This is a genomic window from Nocardia sp. NPDC055050, from assembly GCF_053608345.1.
This window is the reverse complement of the sequence record NZ_JBSGVG010000070.1, coordinates 1-19,670: the sequence shown is the minus strand read 5'-3', so window position 1 is coordinate 19,670 and position 19,670 is coordinate 1. Positions and strand designations below refer to the sequence as shown.

General features: G+C 67.8%; 17 protein-coding genes. 3 read left to right on the top strand and 14 right to left on the bottom strand.

What is annotated here, in order from left to right:
* Positions 1–31: 31 nt before the first annotated feature.
* From ACWGCN_RS34860 to ACWGCN_RS34805, 12 genes are all read right to left on the bottom strand, one after another.
* The gene (locus tag ACWGCN_RS34860) at positions 32–1,093 is read right to left on the bottom strand and encodes an alpha/beta hydrolase (protein WP_378989494.1); all 1,062 of its coding nucleotides are present in this window, start codon (positions 1,091–1,093) and stop codon (positions 32–34) included.
* A gap of 301 nt (positions 1,094–1,394) precedes the next feature.
* On the bottom strand, positions 1,395–2,465 hold the full coding sequence (locus ACWGCN_RS34855; protein WP_378637999.1) for an alpha/beta hydrolase: 1,071 nt from the start codon (positions 2,463–2,465) through the stop codon (positions 1,395–1,397).
* 233 nt (positions 2,466–2,698) lie between these two features.
* Entirely contained in the window at positions 2,699–4,594 is a 1,896-nt protein-coding gene (gene zomB / locus ACWGCN_RS34850) for a flagellar motor control protein ZomB (RefSeq protein WP_452459948.1), read from the bottom strand.
* 4 nt (positions 4,595–4,598) lie between these two features.
* Positions 4,599–5,531 (bottom strand): decaprenyl-phosphate phosphoribosyltransferase, encoded by a 933-nt coding sequence (locus tag ACWGCN_RS34845; RefSeq protein ID WP_378989492.1) that lies wholly within the window; start codon positions 5,529–5,531, stop codon positions 4,599–4,601.
* A gap of 26 nt (positions 5,532–5,557) precedes the next feature.
* The gene (locus ACWGCN_RS34840; protein WP_364403367.1) at positions 5,558–6,070 is read right to left on the bottom strand and encodes a phosphatase PAP2 family protein; all 513 of its coding nucleotides are present in this window, start codon (positions 6,068–6,070) and stop codon (positions 5,558–5,560) included.
* A gap of 74 nt (positions 6,071–6,144) precedes the next feature.
* Entirely contained in the window at positions 6,145–8,055 is a 1,911-nt protein-coding gene (locus ACWGCN_RS34835) for a glycosyltransferase (RefSeq protein ID WP_378989552.1), read from the bottom strand.
* An 8-nt stretch (positions 8,056–8,063) separates the two neighbouring features.
* Positions 8,064–9,302 carry a UDP-galactopyranose mutase gene (glf, locus tag ACWGCN_RS34830; protein ID WP_452459949.1) on the bottom strand — a complete coding sequence of 413 codons (1,239 nt, stop codon included), beginning with the start codon at positions 9,300–9,302 and terminating at the stop codon, positions 8,064–8,066.
* A gap of 207 nt (positions 9,303–9,509) precedes the next feature.
* On the bottom strand, positions 9,510–10,163 hold the full coding sequence (locus ACWGCN_RS34825; protein WP_452459950.1) for a hypothetical protein: 654 nt from the start codon (positions 10,161–10,163) through the stop codon (positions 9,510–9,512).
* A gap of 92 nt (positions 10,164–10,255) precedes the next feature.
* Positions 10,256–10,801, bottom strand: coding sequence for a hypothetical protein (locus tag ACWGCN_RS34820; RefSeq protein ID WP_449966941.1), 546 nt, complete (start codon positions 10,799–10,801; stop codon positions 10,256–10,258).
* Between the two features lie 79 nt (positions 10,802–10,880).
* Positions 10,881–11,291: a hypothetical protein gene (locus ACWGCN_RS34815; protein WP_378989488.1), complete on the bottom strand. Its 411-nt coding sequence runs from the start codon at positions 11,289–11,291 to the stop codon at positions 10,881–10,883.
* A gap of 111 nt (positions 11,292–11,402) precedes the next feature.
* Complete coding sequence (locus tag ACWGCN_RS34810) at positions 11,403–12,161, bottom strand: MerR family transcriptional regulator (RefSeq protein ID WP_452459951.1); 759 nt, start codon at positions 12,159–12,161, stop codon at positions 11,403–11,405.
* A 56-nt stretch (positions 12,162–12,217) separates the two neighbouring features.
* Positions 12,218–12,928 (bottom strand): SDR family NAD(P)-dependent oxidoreductase, encoded by a 711-nt coding sequence (locus ACWGCN_RS34805; protein ID WP_452459952.1) that lies wholly within the window; start codon positions 12,926–12,928, stop codon positions 12,218–12,220.
* A 103-nt stretch (positions 12,929–13,031) separates the two neighbouring features.
* On the opposite strand from ACWGCN_RS34805, the gene ACWGCN_RS34800 reads away from it, so the two are divergent.
* Positions 13,032–13,658, top strand: a complete 627-nt coding sequence (locus ACWGCN_RS34800) for a TetR/AcrR family transcriptional regulator (protein WP_387445970.1) — start codon at positions 13,032–13,034, stop codon at positions 13,656–13,658.
* A gap of 12 nt (positions 13,659–13,670) precedes the next feature.
* Here the strand turns inward: ACWGCN_RS34800 and ACWGCN_RS34795 are convergent, their stop codons facing one another.
* Complete coding sequence (locus ACWGCN_RS34795) at positions 13,671–14,687, bottom strand: EamA family transporter (protein WP_452459953.1); 1,017 nt, start codon at positions 14,685–14,687, stop codon at positions 13,671–13,673.
* Positions 14,688–14,790: 103 nt separating this feature from the next.
* On the opposite strand from ACWGCN_RS34795, the gene ACWGCN_RS34790 reads away from it, so the two are divergent.
* On the top strand, positions 14,791–15,291 hold the full coding sequence (locus ACWGCN_RS34790) for a MarR family winged helix-turn-helix transcriptional regulator (protein ID WP_378989483.1): 501 nt from the start codon (positions 14,791–14,793) through the stop codon (positions 15,289–15,291).
* Between the two features lie 23 nt (positions 15,292–15,314).
* Here ACWGCN_RS34790 and ACWGCN_RS34785 read toward each other — a convergent pair whose 3' ends face one another.
* Positions 15,315–16,835 carry a SpoIID/LytB domain-containing protein gene (locus ACWGCN_RS34785; RefSeq protein ID WP_452459954.1) on the bottom strand — a complete coding sequence of 507 codons (1,521 nt, stop codon included), beginning with the start codon at positions 16,833–16,835 and terminating at the stop codon, positions 15,315–15,317.
* A gap of 216 nt (positions 16,836–17,051) precedes the next feature.
* On the opposite strand from ACWGCN_RS34785, the gene ACWGCN_RS34780 reads away from it, so the two are divergent.
* Complete coding sequence (locus ACWGCN_RS34780) at positions 17,052–19,511, top strand: N-acetylmuramoyl-L-alanine amidase (RefSeq protein WP_452449850.1); 2,460 nt, start codon at positions 17,052–17,054, stop codon at positions 19,509–19,511.
* Positions 19,512–19,670: the final 159 nt, after the last annotated feature.

The following is a 19,670-nucleotide window of genomic DNA, read 5'->3' as shown; positions in this document are numbered from 1 at the left end:
CAGTTATGCGCCGGGCGTTTCCGGAGATCGGCTAGCCGATGTTGTTCGACAAATCCGGGATCATCCGCAGTGCTTCGTCATTCCAGTTGTTCCAGGCGTGGATGCCGAAGGCCGGGAAAGAGTAGGTGACGTTACGGGCGCCCAGCGTCGCCATCCTGACTTCGAAAGCCTTGGTGTTGGCCAGCGCCAAGGCTTCCAGCGCCATCCCGTTGACGGTGCCCATGTTCGGGCCGTCGGTACTCGTCGGCAAGCCTGAGCCGGCCGCTATCCACAGCCGGGTGTTGTTGCCCACCAGGTTGGGGGCGAACACGAACGGGTCCATCCGCAGCCACTGTGGGCCCCACGGCGGTGCCATGGAGTCCACGTTGTAGCCGCCCGCGTCGAGCATCGCGAGCCGGATGGCCTCGCGCATGCCGGGCGCCGAGATGTTCAGGTACCCCGAATACGCACCGGCGAAGGAGAATTGGTCCGGGTGGTAGGCGGCCAGCGTCAGCGCGGCCGAGCCGCCCATCGACAGGCCGAACACGCCGTTGCGGAAGCGGTTGAAGCCGAGGCGGTCGGCGAGCGCGTTGCGCAGATCGCCGGTGAGGAACGATTCCCACTGATAGCGGTAGCTCTTGCCCGGTCCACCGGCCAGCGCGTTGCCCGCGCCGGAACCCGACGACGGCGCACCGTTGCCCGCGATGCCGAAGAAATCGCTCGGCGCGTTCCAGTCGGCGTAGAAGCTCGACATGCCGCCGACGGGCATCACCACATTGATATTCGCCGCGGCGAGCGCGTTGGGGATATCGGTTTCGATCTCCCAGCCGTTGAGCGTCTCCGGTGCGCGCATGCCGTCGAGGACGTAGACGACACGGTTGGTATTGCCGTCGGCGGCGCGCAGCACGCGCGACTTGATCGGACCCATCCCGGAATCGACCCAGAAATCGAAGGCATTGCCGTTGAAGCCGGCCGAGGCGGGGGCGATTCCTCCGGTGACGGCCGTCGCGATCGGAACGAGCAGAGCCATGGATACGCCCGCGGCCCAGCGCCGAGCCCACGAACCAGGGGCTGCGGTCTTCACGGGCCTACGCTTGCGGCGCAGTGTTCGCATTCGACTAGACCTTTCTCGCAGACCGAACGCGCAAATCCCGAGCTACGCAGTCGGATCCCTCATCGGACGTCGAGAGAAACCAATCCAGGGCAAAACGGACGATTCAACCTCGACGCATGCTCACTGTGTATAAATCGGTGACGAATGGTCTACATGTTGCTGGAAAGTGACTCAGAGCACAACTCCCGGTGATCTGTCGCACATGATTCGTCACCGCCTGTGGCTCGGATCGTGACGAAAACGAAGAAAACCGCCCGGCGCTGACGAGGCACCGGGCGGTTTTCGGGTGGAGCTGGAGTGACTAGCCGATGTTCGCGGACAGGTCCGGGATCATGCGGTTGACTTCGGTCTCCCAGTTGCGCCAGTTGTGCACGCCGGTGATCGGGAAGTCGAAGTGGGCGTTACCGCCACCGAGGGTGGCCATCCGGACCTGGAACGCGCGGCTGTTCACCATCGCGAGCAGCTCCAGCGGGACGCCCTGGACGATCTCCATCGGGTTGGACACGTCACCGGCGCCGGGGATACCGCTGGCCGCGGAGACCCAGATGCGGGTGCCGTTGCCGACCAGGCGCGGGGCGAAGACGAACGGGTCCATGTGGAACCACTGCTGGCCCCACGGCGGCGCCATCGCGTCGATGTTGAACGCGCCCGCCGAGACCATCGCCACGCGCATGGCTTCACGCATACCGGGTGCCGAGATGTTCAGGTACCCGGAGAACGAGCCCGCGAAGCTGAACTGGTCGGGGTGGTAGGCGGCCAGCGTCAGCGCGGCGGAGCCACCCATCGACAGACCGAACACGCCGTTGTTGTTGGGGTTGAAGCCCAAGCGCGCCGACAGCGCGTTGCGCAGGTGGCTCGTGAGGAAGGTTTCCCACTTGTAGGTGTTCTTCTTGCCCGCCACCTGGGTGGGCGCGACCGACGAACCGGTCATCGCCGAACCGGTCGCCGCCGAACCGGTGGAGCTACCACCCGAACCGGCGTCGAGGCCGAAGAAGCTGCTCGGCGCGTTCCAGTCGGCATAGAAGCTGGACTGGCCACCGACCGGCATCACGACGTTGATGTTGGCGTCCATCAGCGCGCGGGCGACATTGGTGTCTTTCTCCCAGCCGCTGAGGTCGTCGCCCGCACGCATACCGTCGAGCGCGTACACGACCCGATTGGTGTTGCCATCGGCCGCGCGGAAGATCCGCGACTTGATCGGGCCCATCTCCGAGTCGACCCAGAAGTCGAAACCTGTGGGATCGAAGGCCGCCGTCGCGGTGCCGGTGGGACCGGCCACAGCCGCACCGATCGGCAGCACTACAGCCAGGGAGAGAAGCACCGATCGTTTGAGCCAGCCGGCTCCCCGGGCTCTGAGACGTCCGCCACGCATTCTGTTATGGGCCTTTCCTCATGCGGTTCGCGCGGAACCGCGGTTGCAATGACCGCCGACTAGTTACCGGCACACCAGTGCGCCGACGGGCCGTTCCTCCAGTGACCATATCGCTACATACATAGCTTGGCGTTACCGAAAAGTGATTTAGCGGCGAACACCACTAAATAAGGCCTGGCCAGCCGGTGTGTGTCATAGGTCGACGGGTATCGATACCGACCGGCCGGGCCTGTTCAGCGTGGGGGCTCGGGGAAAGGATCAACCAGCCCACAACGCTGGATCTCGTACTTGGGCACCCGGTCGATCCGGTATTTCGAGAAGGCGAGGGCATTGCGGAAGTTGTGCTTGAACCGGTCCAGGGTGAGCGGTTCGCGCACAGAGATCATCAGCGCCTGGGTCTGCGGGCACGACATCGCCGTGCGCGCCTGGGTGACCCATTTCTCGTCCATGTACCAGGGCATCCACGGGTGGATGTCGACCATGCCCGAGTCCGCCACGACCCAGTCCGGCAGCAGGCTCTTGTCGTGGCCGATGCGGCCGTCGGCGAGCCGGTCCGAGTGCGCGGCCAGCGGGTAGGCCAGGCCCATCGGGTCGATCACGCGGACGTCCAGCGGCACGTTCATGCTCGTCATGCCCAGGTTCAGGAAGTAGACCGTGTGCCCGGAACCCTCCTCGGGGATCGGCTCCGGCGGCGGGTCGAGGTACCAGAACGTGAACGCGGGCGAGTTCAGCAGCAGGCCGCCCTTGGGGTTGGCGGCGATGTCGTTGACCATGGCCCGCATACGCGGGTAGTCGAGGTAGTCCTCGGCCAGGATCGGGTGGTCGCGGCCGGTGTTGAGGACGTAGTAGATGCGCTCGTCGACGATGCCCGACGAGCGGATCTTCGTGCCGGTCGTGATCGCCGTCGTGTTCGACGCGTACAGCGACCAGCCCGCAGTGCCGAGCAGCGCGATCAACAGCAGTCCGACAGACCAGTCGCTGCGCCGCGATCGCACCGGAATCGGGACCACGGCCACCGGCAACAGCAGCAGGAACAGCTGGGTGAGCAGCATCCGCCCGTGCATGAAGTCGCCGCCGACGCGCACCGCGTACACGGTGAGCAGCAGACCGCTGCCGAGCACCATCACCACGACCGCGCTCGGCGAACGCAGCCACGCACGCAGGCCAGCGACCGAGAACTGCGGCAGCGCGAAGCCGCGCGCGACCCCGGCCACCACACCGGCGATCAGCAGCACGAGCAGCGGAATCCACAGGTAGTACGGACCGACGAGGTCCCACAGGTAGATGGCGCCCTGCCCCCATTTGGCCCCGCCCGCGTCCTTGGCGACCGCGGTGTTCGGGTAGGGCAGGCCGTAGTAGCCCATCCGCCAGATCTGGTACCCCACCGGCACGATCCCGGCGACGAACACGATCAGCGCCCGCAGCGCGATCGGCCCGAACCGGAACGCGGGCATCGGCGCCAGGAAGATCATCCCGAGCGCGAGCACGCCGATCAGCGTGGCCTCGGGACGAACCAGCGGCGCGAGCCCGGCCAGGAACACCAGGCCCAACAGGCTCGGCACGCGGACGACGGCGGCCTGACTCCAGCGGATCATCAACCACCACAGCAGCCCGACCCAGCAGATCACCAGGCCGCTCTCCAGCCCGGAGGTCGCGTAGTCACGCGCGGGCGGCAGCGCGATGTAGACCAGCACACCGGCCGGGATCAGCAACTGACCGCTGGTTCCGCCCCACAGCCGCGCGGTGCCGAGCATCGCGAACACCACCGCGAGCACCGAGACCACCAGCGCCACCCCGAGCACCACGTACTCGAGGCGGGCCTGGGTGAGCCAGGAGAAGAACCAGACCAGGTAGGTCCACGCGGTGCTGGTGTTCGCCTCGACCCGCTCGTCGGCATTGAAGACCGGGCCGTTGCCCGCGAGCAGGTTGCGGACCGTGCGCAGCACGATCAGGCCGTCATCGGCGATCCAGCGCCGCTGCCACGCACCCACCGTGAACAGCACGGCGGTGATGACCACCCCACCGACGAAGATGGCGCGGGACAGAACCGAGGAACGCGCGTCAGGACGCGGCGACTCGTCGTCGCGTAGCTGCTCGTCTTCGGTTGAATCCTGCTCCGCTACCAACATCTCGTCAGGTGAGATAGACAGCGACACCTACCGCTCCGATCCAGGCAATAGCGAGGAACTGCAGGATGCGGTCCCCCAACGCGATCTCTTCGGGTTCACCGGCCTCGCCACCATCGACGTCGACCGCGTAACGCAGGATTGCGATGGTAAACGGGATCATCGAGATCGAGTACCACTGGGTGTCTCGAGCCGAGTCCTGCTGGAAGGCCCAGAGGCCGTAGAAGACCACGACCGCGGTGGCCGCGAGTGTCCAGATGAAGCGCAGGTAGGTCGGGGTGTAGTACTCGAGCGACTTGCGGATCTTGGCGCCGGTGTCGAGCGCGATCGCCAGTTCGGCGTACCGCTTGCCCGCGGCCATGAACAGCGAGCCGAACGCCATGATCAGCAGGAACCACTGCGACAGCGCGATTCCGGCCGCGGCGCCACCAGCGACGGCGCGCAGCAGGAAGCCCGAGGACACGATGCAGATATCGAGCACGGCCTGGTGCTTGAGCCCGAGGCAGTAGGCCAGCTGGATGCCGATGTAGATCGCCATCACCACGGCCAGGTGCCACGATGCCAGGAACGAACCGGCGATCGAACCGATCAGCAGCACCGCCGACAGCGCGTAAGCCAGGTTGACAGGAACGACGCCCGCCGCGATCGGCCGGAACCGCTTGGTCGGGTGCGCCCGGTCGGCGTCGACGTCGAGCGAGTCGTTGACCAGGTAGATGCCCGAGGCCGCCATGCAGAACACGATGAACGCGATCGCGACATGCACGAGCACGCCCGCGTCGCCCACCGCCTCCGGCCCGACGGCGAGCGGTGCGGCGAGCACCAGGACGTTCTTGACCCACTGACGTGGGCGCATGGCCTTGATGACACCACCGAGCAGCGTCTTCGGCGGGCCCTTCACAGCACCCTCGTCAAGGACGGCGGCGGACGGTTCTTCGCTCATCTGGGCCAAAGTTCTTTCAGTTGCGGTCACTGTCGGAGTCTCTTTTCGGCGGCTAGCACGGCAGCAGCCGACGCGGCCCCCAAAGCGGAACCGGCGATCACGTCGGAAGGGTAATGCACCCCGAGTACAACTCGGGACAGCAGCATCGGTGGGACGATCACCGCTGGCAAGGGTAGCCCGGTCAGCCGCCCGAGCAACACCGCCGCGGCCGTGGTGGACGTGGCGTGCGAGGACGGGAAGCTCAGCTTGCTCGGCGTCGACACGTTGACCTGCACCGACGGATCGTTGGGGCGCGGGCGGCGAACGATCCGCTTGATCACGATGGACGCGGCGTGCGCGCCGACCGCGCCGACCGCGACACCGGCCCACTGGCGGCGGCGCGGCTTGTCGACCAGCCAGCCCGCGGCGGCGATGCCGACCCAGCCGAGCGCGTGCTCGCCGAAGTGCGACATGCCGCGCGCGGCGGAGACGACGGCCGGGTTACTGCCGATGGTGCCCTGCACGGCGTTGAGGATCGCGACCTCGACCGGGACCTCCACGTAGTCGCCGCTGCAATCGCAGCCGCCGCAGCAGCCTTCCTCGGCCAGCTCGAGCTCGGGCAGTTCGGTGTCGGTCACTTCGCGGTTCCGTTCAGGCCGAAGGTCTTCTCCCACGCCGCCGTGCTGGTGAGCTCGGCGTGCGCGGCCCGGTAGCGCTGCTGCATCTCCGGGAAGCGGGCGGTGAGTTCCTTGCGCAGGCGCATGGCTTCCTTGAGCAGGTCGCGGGCCTGGCGCGGGTCGCGCTTGCGGTAGACGACGCCGCGGCCGTCAGCGGTGGTCACGGTGACGCCGTCGACCTGCGAGAGCAGGTACCAGCGCGCGTCCAGCGTCGGCACGTTGAGCTGCGGCGTCTCGTAGGCGGCCGGATCGGCCTTGCGGAAGTTGTGCACCACGCCCTTGGCCAGGCGCGCGACCTTGGCGATGGGGTTGCCCGGTTCGCCGACCGCGCCGACGCCGTGGCGGTTGGCCAGCGGCAGTTCGGTGGACGAGGGCACGACCACGGCGTCCGGGAACTCCTTGCGCATGCCGTGGATCTTGCCCAGCGCGGTGGGGAGCAGGTCGAACAGGCCCTCGGGACCGGCCAGGAAGTCGCGGATCGCCTCGTTCTGGATGGCGACCGTGGAGTACTCCAGGCACAGCAGGTGCTTGAGGGTGGCCTTGATCGTGTTCACGATCATCGGCTTGCCGTCGCCGGGCAGGTGCAGGGACGCGACCACGAGGCGGTTGCGTAGGTGGAAGTAGGCCTGCCAGTCGATGGCGTCGTCCTTGTCGGACCAGGCCATGTGCCAGACCGCCGCACCCGGCAGGGTGATGGTCGGGTAGCCGGCTTCGCGGGCGCGCAGGCCGTACTCGACGTCGTCCCACTTGAGGAACAGCGGCAGCGGCTGACCGATCTGTTCGGCGACCTGACGCGGGATCACGCAGGTCCACCAGCCGTTGAAGTCGACGTCGATGCGCCGGTGCAGCAGCTTGGAGTTGTCGCGGTCCTTGAGCGGGTACTTCGAGAAGTCGTGGTCGTATTCGACATTGGGCGCGGAGGACCACATGAAGATCCCGCGGTCGACGACCTCGCCCATGCTGTGCAGGTGCGAACGCTCCTGCAGGTTCAGCATCTGCCCGCCGACCAGCAGCGGCGACTTCGCGAACCGGGAGAACGCGAGGGCACGCAGGATGGAGTCGGGCTCGATCTCGATGTCGTCGTCCATGTAGACGATGTACTCGGCGTCGGTCTTGAGCGCCTCGTACATGACCCGGCTGTATCCGCCGGAACCACCGAGGTTGGGCTGATCGCAGATCGAGAGCCGATCGCCGAGGGTCGCGGCGGCTTCGGTGAAGCCGGGCTCGTCGACCACCTTGCGGTTGCCCTGGTCCGCGACGATCACCGCGGCGATGTTGCCGAGCACCAACGGATCCGAGCCGAGCGCGCCGAGCGTCTTGACCAGGTCGGTGGGGCGGTTGAAGGTGGGCATGCCGACCGCGATCGAGCCGGTGCCCGCCGCTTCCTGCGGTGCGTACCAACCGCCGGACAGCAGCGTGACGGCCGTGTCGGTGGTGATGTCGAACCAGATCCAGCCGCCGTCTTCGAACGGGCCCAGATCGGTCTCGAATTCCACGACCACCGAGTCCGCGCCTTGTGCGACGGCGAACTCCTTGCCCTGCACGTGAATTCGCGAACCGTCGGCCTTGGACCGGTAGACGTCGGCGCGGCCGTGCCCGGCCAGTTCCAGGCGAAGGACCACCGACTTCAGCACGCTCCAGCGACGCCAGTAGCTGGCGGGCAGCGCGTTGAAGTAGGTGCAGAACGACACCTCCGATTCCGCGCCGATCGACAGCGCGGTGCGGCTGGTGGCGTGCGCGCGACGGGCGTTGGTGGTGGACTCCTCCAGGTAGAGGGTCCGCACGTCGAGGGGCTCACCCGGCCGCGGCAGGATGACCCGCTGCAGCAGCGAGATGGCGCGAGTTTCGGTGGTCACGTCTTCGAGCATGGCTTTCGTCACGCCTCGTCCACCAATGCCGCGCCGGATTCCAGGTGCGGACGCAGCACGTTCTCGAACATGCTGAGCGCCGAACCGATCGCCATGTGCATGTCCAGGTACTGGTAGGTACCCAGACGGCCGCCGAACAGCACCTTCTTCTCGGCGGTCTCCTGCTTGGCCCGCTCGCGGTAGGCCAGCAGCTTGGCGCGGTCCTCTGGGGTGTTGATCGGGTAGTACGGCTCGTCACCGGTCTGCGCGAAGCGGGAGAACTCGCGCATGATGACCGTCTTGTCGGTCGGGTAGTCGCGCTCGGGGTGGAAGTGGCGCGGCTCGATGATGCGGGTGAACGGGACGTCGGCGTCGTTGTAGTTCATGACGCTGGTGCCCTGGTAGTCGCCGGTCTCGAGGACTTCGGTCTCGAAGTCGATGGTGCGCCAGCCCAATTCGCCCTCGGCGTAGTCGAAGTAGTGGTCCAGCGGGCCCGTGTAGACGACGGGTGCTTCCGGGTTGGCCGTGACGATCTCGTCACGCACGTCGAACCAGTCGGTGTTCACCCTGACCTCGATGAGGTCGGAGGCAGCCATGTTCTCCAGCCACTTCGTGTAGCCGTTCTTGGGCAGACCCTCGTAGGTGTCGTTGAAGTAGCGGTTGTCGAAGGTGTAGCGCACCGGCAGGCGGGTGATGTTGCCCGCGGGCAGTTCCTTCGGGTCGGTCTGCCACTGCTTGGCGGTGTAGTCGCGGATGAACGCCTCGTAGAGCGGGCGGCCGATCAACGAGATCGCCTTCTCCTCGAGGTTCTGCGCGTCGGCGGATTCGACCTCGGCGGCCTGCTCGGCGATGAGCTTGCGAGCCTCTTCCGGGGTGAAGTAGCGGCCGAAGAACTGCGAGATCATGCCGAGGCCCATCGGCAGCGGGTACGCCTGACCCTTGTGCAGCCCGAACACCCGGTGCTGGTACCCGGTGAACTCGGTGAACTGGGTGACGTAGTCCCAGACCTTCTTGTTGGACGTGTGGAACAGGTGGGCGCCGTACTTGTGGATCTCGATACCGGTTTCCGGTTCGGGTTCGGAGTAGGCGTTGCCACCCAGGTGGTAGCGGCGGTCGATCACCAATACCCGCTTGCCCAGCACGTTCGCTGCACGCTCGGCGACGGTCAGCCCGAAGAAACCGGAGCCGACCACGATCAGGTCGTACTGGTTTGCCGGGGCATTGGAATCTGCGTTGACGGAGTTACCCGAGGACGATGCGGCGGTCACGGGTGCCCAGCGTATCGGAAGACCACCGTTTGTCCCGGCGGAGTCTCCGACCACGCCTTGACCAGGGCCGATCCATCCTTCAGGAAGGCGCAGGCCCAGCAGACCCCGTCAGTACCCCCTGAAACGGGTATCCGCCGGGTCACTCGGCCCGTACCCAGCGACCGGTGGACAGCGCGGCGGCCGGCACCGAGCCGCCGGCACCGACCGTCAGTACTGCGGGTATTGCTGATAACCGCCCGGCCGCCCTGCCCGGATCCAGCGGCCCGTGGACGGAGCGGCCGCCAGAACCAGGATCAGCAGGGGGATGATGCTGGTGATTATCCCGACGACCAGGGTGACCGCCGGCTCTTCCGACCCGGTCGAGACCGCCGCTACGATCGATATCGCGCTGAAGACCAGGGCAAGCGTGGAGAGCAGGATGAGGATCACCCGGCCCGCGGTCTTGCGGCGGAACAGCAGAATCGCGCCGAGCAACCACAGCAGGCCCACCGCGGCACCGATCAGCAGGCTGACGGTCGCCGCGGATCGAACCTCGTCCCCGGCGGCACTTCCGGTGTTCTCGCCGAACAGGATCGCCGCGGCGATACCGAGGCCGGCCAGTGCGAGCAGTGACAGCAGCAGTGAGATGACCGCGGCGGTGATCGCCGTGCCGCCGCCCGCTCGCGGCTCACCGTAGCCCGGGGCGTACGGATAGGGCGCGGCGCCGTAAGCCGGTGCGCCATAACCGTTTTGGACGGGTGCGCCGTAGGGTTGCGGATAGCCCGGCTGACCGCCGTACGGGTCGGGTCCGTAACCGGGTTGCGCATACCCCTGCCCCGCATACGGGTCATGGCCCTGCTGTGGACCGTACGGATACCCCATCGTGTTCCCCCTCCTGGCGAGCTGTCTTTGAAGCCGCTAACTCGTTTCCCGGCCTCGCAGCACCCCTCCACGGCAATGCTGACCTGCTGAAACTATACGTTCGGTCCGACAACATCGTCCGGGCGAGCGAGTGTGTAGGCCGCGGTCCACGGCAGTGCCGCGGACAACAGCACGAGCCCACCGAACAGCGCGCCCGAAAGTGCCGCCGCCCAACTGTGATTCACGATCGCCGTCACCGCGCCGGGTACCCCGCCGAGGCCGGTCGCAATCGAGCGGATGACGGGTTCGTCGGCGAACCAGTGGATTCCGTACCCGGAGTCGTAGTTCACGAGCGCGGCGAGCAGGCCGAGCGCCCCGAGGGCGAGCTGCGCGCCGGCGGCGACCACGATCACCCAGCGCCCGGTGTCGTCCCTGCGCGCCAGCAGCAGGCCGCCGTAAGCGAACGCGAACATCGACACCAGCCCGCCGAGCGTGGCGAACAGCGTGAGCGAGTCGTCGAGTTCGCCCGGATCGCTCAGGAACGACCGCACGAGAACCACCGCACCCACCAGATTCGCCGCGGCGGCGATCCCCGCGAGGCACCCGGCGACGATCGCCGCCACCTCACCGCTCTTCGACTTCGTCTCCAGCACGACCATCCCCCGACCGTAGCGCCATCAGCCGCGACGTACCGAGTTCGAGAAGCACGCGCGTCGAGCCGGCCGCCACCGCTACGCCCTATCGCGTGATGGTCCAGCGCCGCGTCGGCTCACTCAGGCTGAGCGCGAGGATCACCACGTTGAGCGCCAGCCACGCGTCCAGCGGCCCGAACCGCCAGCCGTGACCGGCCCCGTTGAGCACGACGACCAGCAACGTCGCCCCCGCCATCACCGCGGCCATGGTGAGCAGCATTCGCCTGCCGAGCATCCGCCGACGCAACAGCAGCACCGCCCCGAGCAGATACACCACCCCGAGCCCGCCGACGATCCCCGCGCCCACGTAGTCGAGGTCGATCTCGCGCCCGAGCACCCGGAGTACGGCGGTCGCCGTGCCGACGAAGATTCCCGCCGCGCCGACCAGCACCCCGAGCCAGCCCGCGATCAGCGCGGTCACCGCACGCGAAGGCCGCTCCGGCCGCACCTGTTCCACCACTGCCCCCGCTATTTCTCGACGTCGCCGTCAGTTATACGGCGCGACGCCCGATCGAGCACGGTGTGGGCGATTGTCACCTCACTACCCGATCGTGCGCCCGTCAACCGCTCAGGCGGGATGAGCTCCGACGTAAGCGCGGAAGGCTTCGAGGATGTACTCGGCCACGCCCTGGCCGTGCACGTCGTAGTTGCCCCGGAAGCGAGGGTCGGCGACGTACATTTCGCCGAGGCCGAGCAGGTATTCGTTCGATACCGCCTTGCCCTGCGTACCGACGCCGAGCCAGGCGCGATGCCGGGTGACGATCGCCTGGACGTCGTCGCCTTCCACGGGAAGTCCTGCGGTGAAGGCCTTTCCGAAGTCGGTGGCGATGTCGAGCTGGGTCTGCTGGAAGCCCTTCTTCTCGGCCTCGGTCAGCGAACGCCACCAGCGATCGCCGCTCTCGTAGGCCTCCTTACCCCAGCGCTCGGTGACTTCGTCCTTGTACTGCGTGTGGTCGAAACCATCGAAAACCTCTGCGGCCATGAGTGGTTCACCTCTTTCCGTCTTGTGCAGAGTGGTCGACACCGATTCGATCTGTCGCGCCACCCGATCCTGCTGCTGCCGAAGCAGTGCCAGATGGGTGCGCAGCGCACCGGCGGTGTCCTGTTCCCCGGCGAGGACCTCGGCGATCACGGGAAGGCCGAGGCCGAGTTCGCGCAGCAGCAGAATTCGCTGCAGCCGAACAAGAGAGGTCTGGTCGTAGTAGCGATAGCCGTTGGCCCCGATCCGGCTCGGCTCCAACAGCCCGAGCTGCCCGTAGTGGCGCAACGTACGACTGGTGGTTCCCGCGGCCTTCGCGAGGTCCTGAATGGACCATTCACCCACCATGACCTGCTCCCTTTCTCGTCGGTCCCTCCACTCTGCAAGTTGACGCTACGTCAAGGTCAAGACGCGAAGCCGACTTCGACCTCCACCGTGTCGCGCTCGGTGTACATGCGCCACAACCGCGCGCCCAGCTCGGCATTATCGATCCGCGGCAGCACCAGTCCGGGGGGCACGAGGTCGGGATTCGCGTCGATGACCGCCTGGACCGCGCTGTTCTCGATGAGCGAGCCGATGGCGAACAGCCCGACATAGACGCCGGTGCCGTCCACTTCGCGTGCCAGCTGCCGCACGTAGGCGCGCTGGGCCCCCAACGCGACCCCGACATTGGCCAGGTAGGGCTGCAAATACTCCTCGGAGGCGCCGGAGGTGAACAGCAGCGTGCCACTGCCGCGGGCGAGCATCGCGGGCAGCAGGGCGCGGGTGAGCAGGATCGGCGAGTGCACCTTGAGCGCGATCGGCAGGGCGAGGGACGGCAGGTCGACGTCGATGGTCGTGGCGCTGCGCACCGACATATCGGCGGCCGCCGCATGCAGCGCGACGTCGATCGGCCCCAGCTTCTCCTCGATCCGGCCGATCACGTCGAGCACTTGCGCGGGATCGGTGACGTCGGCGATGAACGGTTCGGCGTCGATGCCCTCCGCCCGCAGCGCCGCGGCGCGTTCTACCGGGTCGCGTCCGATCACCGCGATCCGAAAACCGTTGCGGCCGAAGTGTCGTGCTGTCCCGGCGCCGAGTCCTGGTCCGTAGCCGAAGATCGCGAGCGTACTCATCCGATACCCCTAAGTTGAGTGTTGGTTCAAGTTATGCCGAACGTAGCACTAAGTTGAACCCATGCTCAAGATATTTCGGACACCGGATTTGTAGGATCAGCGGATGCCCGAGGACAAGCCGTTGCGCAGTGACGCCGAACGCAACCGCGTCGCGCTGGTGACGGCAGCCCGCGAGATCTTCGAAGAACGCGGGCTCGACGCTCCGCTCAAGGACATCGCCGCCCACGCGGGCGTCGCGATCGGCACCCTCTACAACCGCTTCCCCACCCGCGACGCACTGATCGCCGCCGCCGTGGCCGACCGGCTGGAAGCGGGCGGCCGGGTCGCCGAACAGGCACTCGACATGACCGACCCGTGGGAGTCGTTCGTCTTCCTGGTCGAGAAGATCTGCGAACTCCAGGCGTCGGACCGCATTCTCGGCGACCTCGCGCTGCGAAATCCCCCCAGCGCCGCCGTCGAACGCGCACGCGAATACGGCCACAGCCTCATGCGCCGCATCATCGTCCGCGCCCAGCAAGCCGGCGCCCTTCGCCCGGACTGGACCCTCGAGGACATCGCCTTCATCACCTGGTCCCACATCAGCGTTCTCGCCGCCACCAGCACCGTCGCCCCCGACCTCTGGCGACGCAATCTCGCCCTCATCTTCGACGGCCTACGCGCGAAAGCCGCGCACCCCCTGCCGGTTCCGGCCCTCACCGAGGACCAGTTGATGCAGGCGATGCGCGGCTGACCTGATCAGCGCTCAGACCCGAACCGGCGCTGGAATCAGCTTCGGTGCAACCGAATTCACGGCCGACTCGGCATCACCGCGCCGCCCGGCCGGATCCGGCACCGCATCCGCAGGCGAATCCTGTTCTCCCGCAACCTCTCCAACGGGGACGCCGACAGACTTGGACGGCATCTGCCCGAAGACGGTAGCCGCGAGCGCGACACCGAGACCGACGATCTGCAGCGCGGTCAGCGCCTGACCCAGCGCGATCCAGCCGATCACCGCGGCCGACACCGGACTGAGCAGACCGAGGAAGGACACCGAAGTCGCAGGCACCCGCGAGATTCCGCGGACCCACAGCCAGTAGGCCAGCGCGGTGCCGATGATGCCGAGGTACAGGTAGCCGCCGACGGCCTCTCCGTCGAGCGCGGGTGGCGCGCCTTCGATCAGCAGGGCGAGCGGCACGATGAACAGCCCGCCCGCGGTGAGCTGCCACCCGGTCATCGCCAGCGGGCCGACACCGTCGGGACGCCCCCACTTCTTGGTGAGCACAGTTCCCGCGCCCATCGAGGCCGCACCGGCGAGACCGGCGACCACACCGAGGAGATCGAGCTCAGCGCTGCCGCGGAGCACGACCAGCGAGACACCGAACACCCCGACGACACCCGCGATCACCTTGCGCCGCGTCGGCGCTTCGGCCAGCAGCACCGCCGCGAATCCGAGCGCGAACATCGGCGCCACCGCGCCGAGCACCCCGGCGACACCACCGGGCAGCCGGTACGCGGCCAGGAACAGCAGCGGGAAGAACGCGCCGATATTGAGCACGCCGAGTACCGCGGCCCGACCCAGCCACTTGCCGTGCGGCAGCACCCTGGTGAGCGCGAGCAAGATCAATCCGGCGGGGAGCGCGCGCATGAGCGCCGTGAACAGCGGCCGGTCCGGGGGCAGGAATTCCGTGGTCACCGCGTAGGTGGAGCCCCACACGATCGGGGTGAGAGCCGTGAGCGCGAGGGTGCCCACGTAGCCGGTGGGGCGGGTTGCGGTCGTCATGTTCACTCCTGATTGATAATCTCAACGTTGAAATATCTACCCGCCTAGGTATCTCTGCGTCAAGTAGATGAACGTTAAGAGTTTCAACCGAGAGGAAAAATAGATGCGCGACGCGGTCGACCTGATCACCGAGCACTGGAACATCGAACGCCCGGATGTCGACGTGTCACCGATGGCGATCGTCGGCCGGATCACCCGGCTCTCGCGCGTCCTCGAACAGGATCTGAAACGCTTCTTCGCAGGTCATGGCCTGGAATTCTGGGAGTTCGACGTGCTGGCCACGCTGCGCCGCTCCGGCGGCGAGACCGGCCTCACCGCCGGTGCGCTCAACCGCGCCGCCATGGTCACCTCGGGGGCCATCACCAACCGCATCGACCGCCTGGCCGCGAAGAACCTGGTCCGGCGCGTCCCCTCCCCCGACGATCGGCGCTCGGTCTTCGTGCAGCTCACCGCAGAGGGCCGCGAGCTCGTCGACCGGCTGCTGCCGCTGCATGTGGCCAACGAGCAGCGCCTGCTCTCCGCCCTCGGCGCCACGGACCGTGAGCAGCTCGCCGACCTGTTGCGCACCCTGGCCGTCGCACTGGACGACACAACGCTCGATTGACCCGACCCGTACGTTCGGTCCGTCTACTCCCCGTCGTTCACGCCGGGAACGGCGGCTGGGCCGTGCGGAACCCCATTGTGCGCGCCGGGTACGGCGGCCGGGCCGTTCAGTGCCCCATCGTGTGCGCCGGGCGCAGCGGGATTCACCGGACCGTGTACCGGCTCGCCCCTGACCTCGGCCTCCGTAGGGAACTGCACTCCCTGGGGGTTGCCCGGTGCAACAGCTTGGGGGACATTGCCTTCCGGCATCTTCAGGGTGGGCCGGCCCGAGGCCGTCGCGGGCAACTGGTCACCCGCGTCCGGGACGAGCTGGAGCAGCGTGGAGAAGTCGACGACCTGCGCGCCGAGCGTCTTCGTCGCGACGATCACACCGTTCGTGTACAGCCGATACGTGCCCGCCCGTTGCGGCAACAGCATTTCCGGACCGATCGGCTCGCCCACCGAACTGCCCGCACCGCCGATCCGCCGGTACTCGGTATCGATCACCGACTCACCCGCCAGTGCCTCGATGGTCAGATCCGGCTGTGCGGGTGTCGCGGGAACCACGGGGGCGGGAGCGGGCGCGGATTCGACGAGTTCGCTGGGTGCCGGTCCGACCTCGAAGGTCTGGATGTCGGCGGGCCTGCCGCCATCCGGCGCCGCCGAGTATTCCGAGCGCAGGATCTGCCCGTCACGCAGCAACACCGTGCCCGTGGTGGCGGCGACGGCTTCGGTACTACGCGAATCCTCCTTCACCGCACCGGGATACGCCTGGCAGTCGGTGGTGTCGCAGGTCTGCGCGTAGGCGTAGCGACTCTCGGCGAGCGCGTAGGAGCGGGCCGCGATCGCCTGTGCGCGTAAGGCTTCGAAGGCGCCCTGGTCTGCCCAATTGGCCTGCATTTCCGCGGGTAGTACGCCGGCTAGATAGTCGTCGAGGTCCACCTGGTTGACGGTGCGGAAGGACTCGCCCTCGAGCGCCACCCCGAGGGCACCACGGTAGGCGGTGCCGCCGCAGAGGGTCAGATGTTCGTCGGCGGGTCTGCCCGCACCGGCGCCGACCGGGTAGACGAACGGATCGTCGGTCGCGGCCTGCCACAGAACTTCGCCGTCGCAGCCCGCGGTCACCACCACGCTCGCCCCGCCGTCGGGCAGCGGGGTGAGATGGGCGGCGTCGCCGGGTCCGATCGTGCGACCGGCGACCTGCGCACCGGCGGCGGCGAAGGTGTCGAGGGTGGCGTCGTCCTGTGCCTGGAGCCGGACACCGATCGTTGTGGGGCCGATTTGCCCGAGATCAGCCCCGGGGTAGTAGTGCCCGAGAATCTCCTCGGCCGTCCAGCCCGCCCGCGCGTTGTCGAAAGCCCCGACCTGACTCATGCCGCGACCGTGTCCGGCACCGGCGGTAGGCGTGATCTGCCCCGGCAGGATCTGCCACAGCCCGATCGCCCCGGCCATCGCCAGCACAGTTCCGCTGACCAGCACCGGCAGCGGCACGGTCCGGATCATCGGTACGGCCCTGCGACGGGTGCCACGGCCGGTACTGCGGGTGATCTTGGTGTCCGCTCTCATACTGCGCTCCCACGGTTTCGCGGTTCGACCGGCGGAGCTCGCGTCGGCATGTCGTCGTCGCCTAGCGGGATCCGAGGGCTACATTCGAGCAATCACATAAGTCTCGAGTTGAGGTTGAGATGTGTGACGGATGTTAACTAGTGTGATGCGTGAGGTTAGAGGAAGCAAGCATCACATGCGCGGAAAAACACGAGCTCGACCCGATAGGAGTCGCACGTGCGATACCGAAAGCCGAAACGTTCCTACGTGCTCCCGGTGGTCACGACCCTTGTTGTCGCCGCACCGATCGGCGCGTTCGCCCTCAGCGACTCGACCGACTACCGCAGCGCGAACGATTCCCAGGTCGCGGCCGTGCCGACGCAGCTGGCCGAGGTCGCGCTGACCACGGCTCCTGACATCACGGTCCCGCTGCGTGACCTGACCGGCCTCGATCTGCCCGACCTGCACCTCTCGGACCTGCGCATGTTGCAGCTGCCGAGCTCGATCCCGATCCCCCCGGGATTGCCGGTGCCCCCGGGCGTGGCGCTGCCCACCGAGATCCAGCTGCCGCAGCTGCCGACGAAGCCGCAGCCCACCCCGACGCAGCAGGCCGCCCCGGGCGCCGCGGCACCCGGGGCCGCAACGCCTGCGCGCCCACCGGTCCCGAGTACATCGGTCCCGACCGCGCCGCCGGCGCCACCGGCCGCGACACCGCAAGCCCAACCGCCCGCTCCGGGCGCGCCCGCTCCGGCACCAGGGGGCGCGGCCACCCAGGCCCCAGCGGCTCCTGCCGCGCCGGCCCCGGCTCAAGCACAGGCTGCCCCGGCCGCGCCGGTTCCAGCGCAACCAGCTCCGGGCGCACCCGAAGCTCCCGCTGGGGCCACGCCGACGTCGGCCGCACCGGCGCCCGCCGCCCAGCCTCCGGCCGCGCCCGCGACCGGTGCCCCCGTCTCCCAAAGCCGTTCCGGCGGAGCCAAATTCATCGCCGACCCGGAAAATCTCGAACCCGGCACGACCCCCGACACTCCCGCCCTCTCGCCGGGCGCGGTCGGCGCGGACGTCATCGACCAGGTGGGCGCGCAGGTCAAGGAACTCACCCAGGACACCCCGTTCAGCATGGTCGCCGTCACCGCCCGCGACATGGCGAACACCACCACCAAGCTGCGAGCTCGCCAGCTCGACGGCAACTGGGGCCCCTGGTACAACGCCGATCCGGTCGATACCAGGGCCACCGATCAGACCCCGGCCGACGCACCGACCGGCACCGAACCGATCTACGTCGGCGAGACCACCGCGGTGCAGATGCTGGTCACCCGCAAGCCCACCGCGGGCCCGGACCACGACCCGGCCCACCTCACCGAGGCCGCGCTCAAGGCCGTCCTGATCAATCCGGGGCGGGCCGCGATCGATGCCGCGCTCAACGATGTCGCCGCGGCGCTGCCCGGTGGCGGACCGAAGGTCATCACCCGCGCGCAGTGGGGTGCCGACGAGTCGATCCGCTGCGAGGAACCCACCTACGACGACGGCGTCGGCGGCATCACCGTGCACCACACGGCCGGTCGCAACGACTACAGCCGCTCCGAGTCCGCGGGCATCGTCCGCGCGATCTACGCCTATCACGCCGAGACGCTCGGCTGGTGCGACGTCGGCTACAACGCCTTGGTCGACCAGTACGGCCAGATCTTCGAGGGCCGCTACGGCGGCCTCGACCGCGCGGTCCAGGGCGCGCACGCGGGCGGTTTCAACGAGAACACCGCGGGTGTGGCCCTGATGGGCAACTACGAGAACGAGGAGCCGAGCAACGAGGCGATCAACGCGATCGGCAAGTTCATCGGCTGGCGGGCCAAGCTCGCCGGGATCGATCCCAAGGGCACGACCACGATGTACTCCGAGGGCACCGAGTTCACGCCCTACGCCCAGGACGAAGCGGTCGATCTGCCGGTGGTGTTCGCGCACCGCGATGTCGGCAACACCGACTGCCCCGGTGACGCCGCCTACGCGCTGATGGATCGCATCCGCGGAATCGCGGCGGGCAATTCCGGCACCTACACCTCGCCCCCGACGGTGAACCGCCCGCCGAGCCAGCAAGCCCGTGCGCCGCAGGGCAATATGGCCGAACTGGGCGCGATGGTGGACAAGTTCCTCGGCCTGTCCGTCGACAACGCGATCGCCAAGCACTGGGTGGCCAAGGGCGGGGTCGACGGTCCGCTCGGCGCACCGCAATCGGACCTGATCTCGGGCGCGCAGGGCCGTCAGTACGCGAAGTTCGCCCACGGTTTCGTCTATTCGGGCGAGGGCGGTCAGGTATTCGAGGTGGTCGGCGCGATTCTCGACAAGTATCTGAGCCTGGGCGCCGATTCGGGCGTCCTCGGCCTGCCGACCGCGAGTTCCTACCTCGTCCCGAACGGTCTACGCACCGACTTCCAGCACGGTTCGCTGGTGCTCAACGAGCTCACGGGCATCGTCACGACGTTCTGGAAGACCTACGACGAGACCTACAAGCAGGAAATGAACGGTCCGCCGAAGCCGGGTCAGGCCCCTACCGCCCCGACGCTCGGACTGGCGGTGCCTGCCCCGGCTCCGGCCGACCCGCAAGTCCCCGCCGAACCGCAGGCCCCACCTGCATCCGCTGAACAGATCCCCCTCGAGCAGGTTCCGGCAGACCCGCCGGCTCCCGAACCCGCCCCGATCGGCTAACCCCCGGTCACGGCGAAGAACGGCCGGTGCACCCTCCGAGCGAGGGGCACCGGCCGTTTATTTGGAGCGCTGGCGCGCTCGAGCGGGGCCCTTCGGGCCCCTGATCTTCCCTCCCTCCGGGCACTCCTTCGTCGCACCCTCCACTCAGTCCAGATCAGG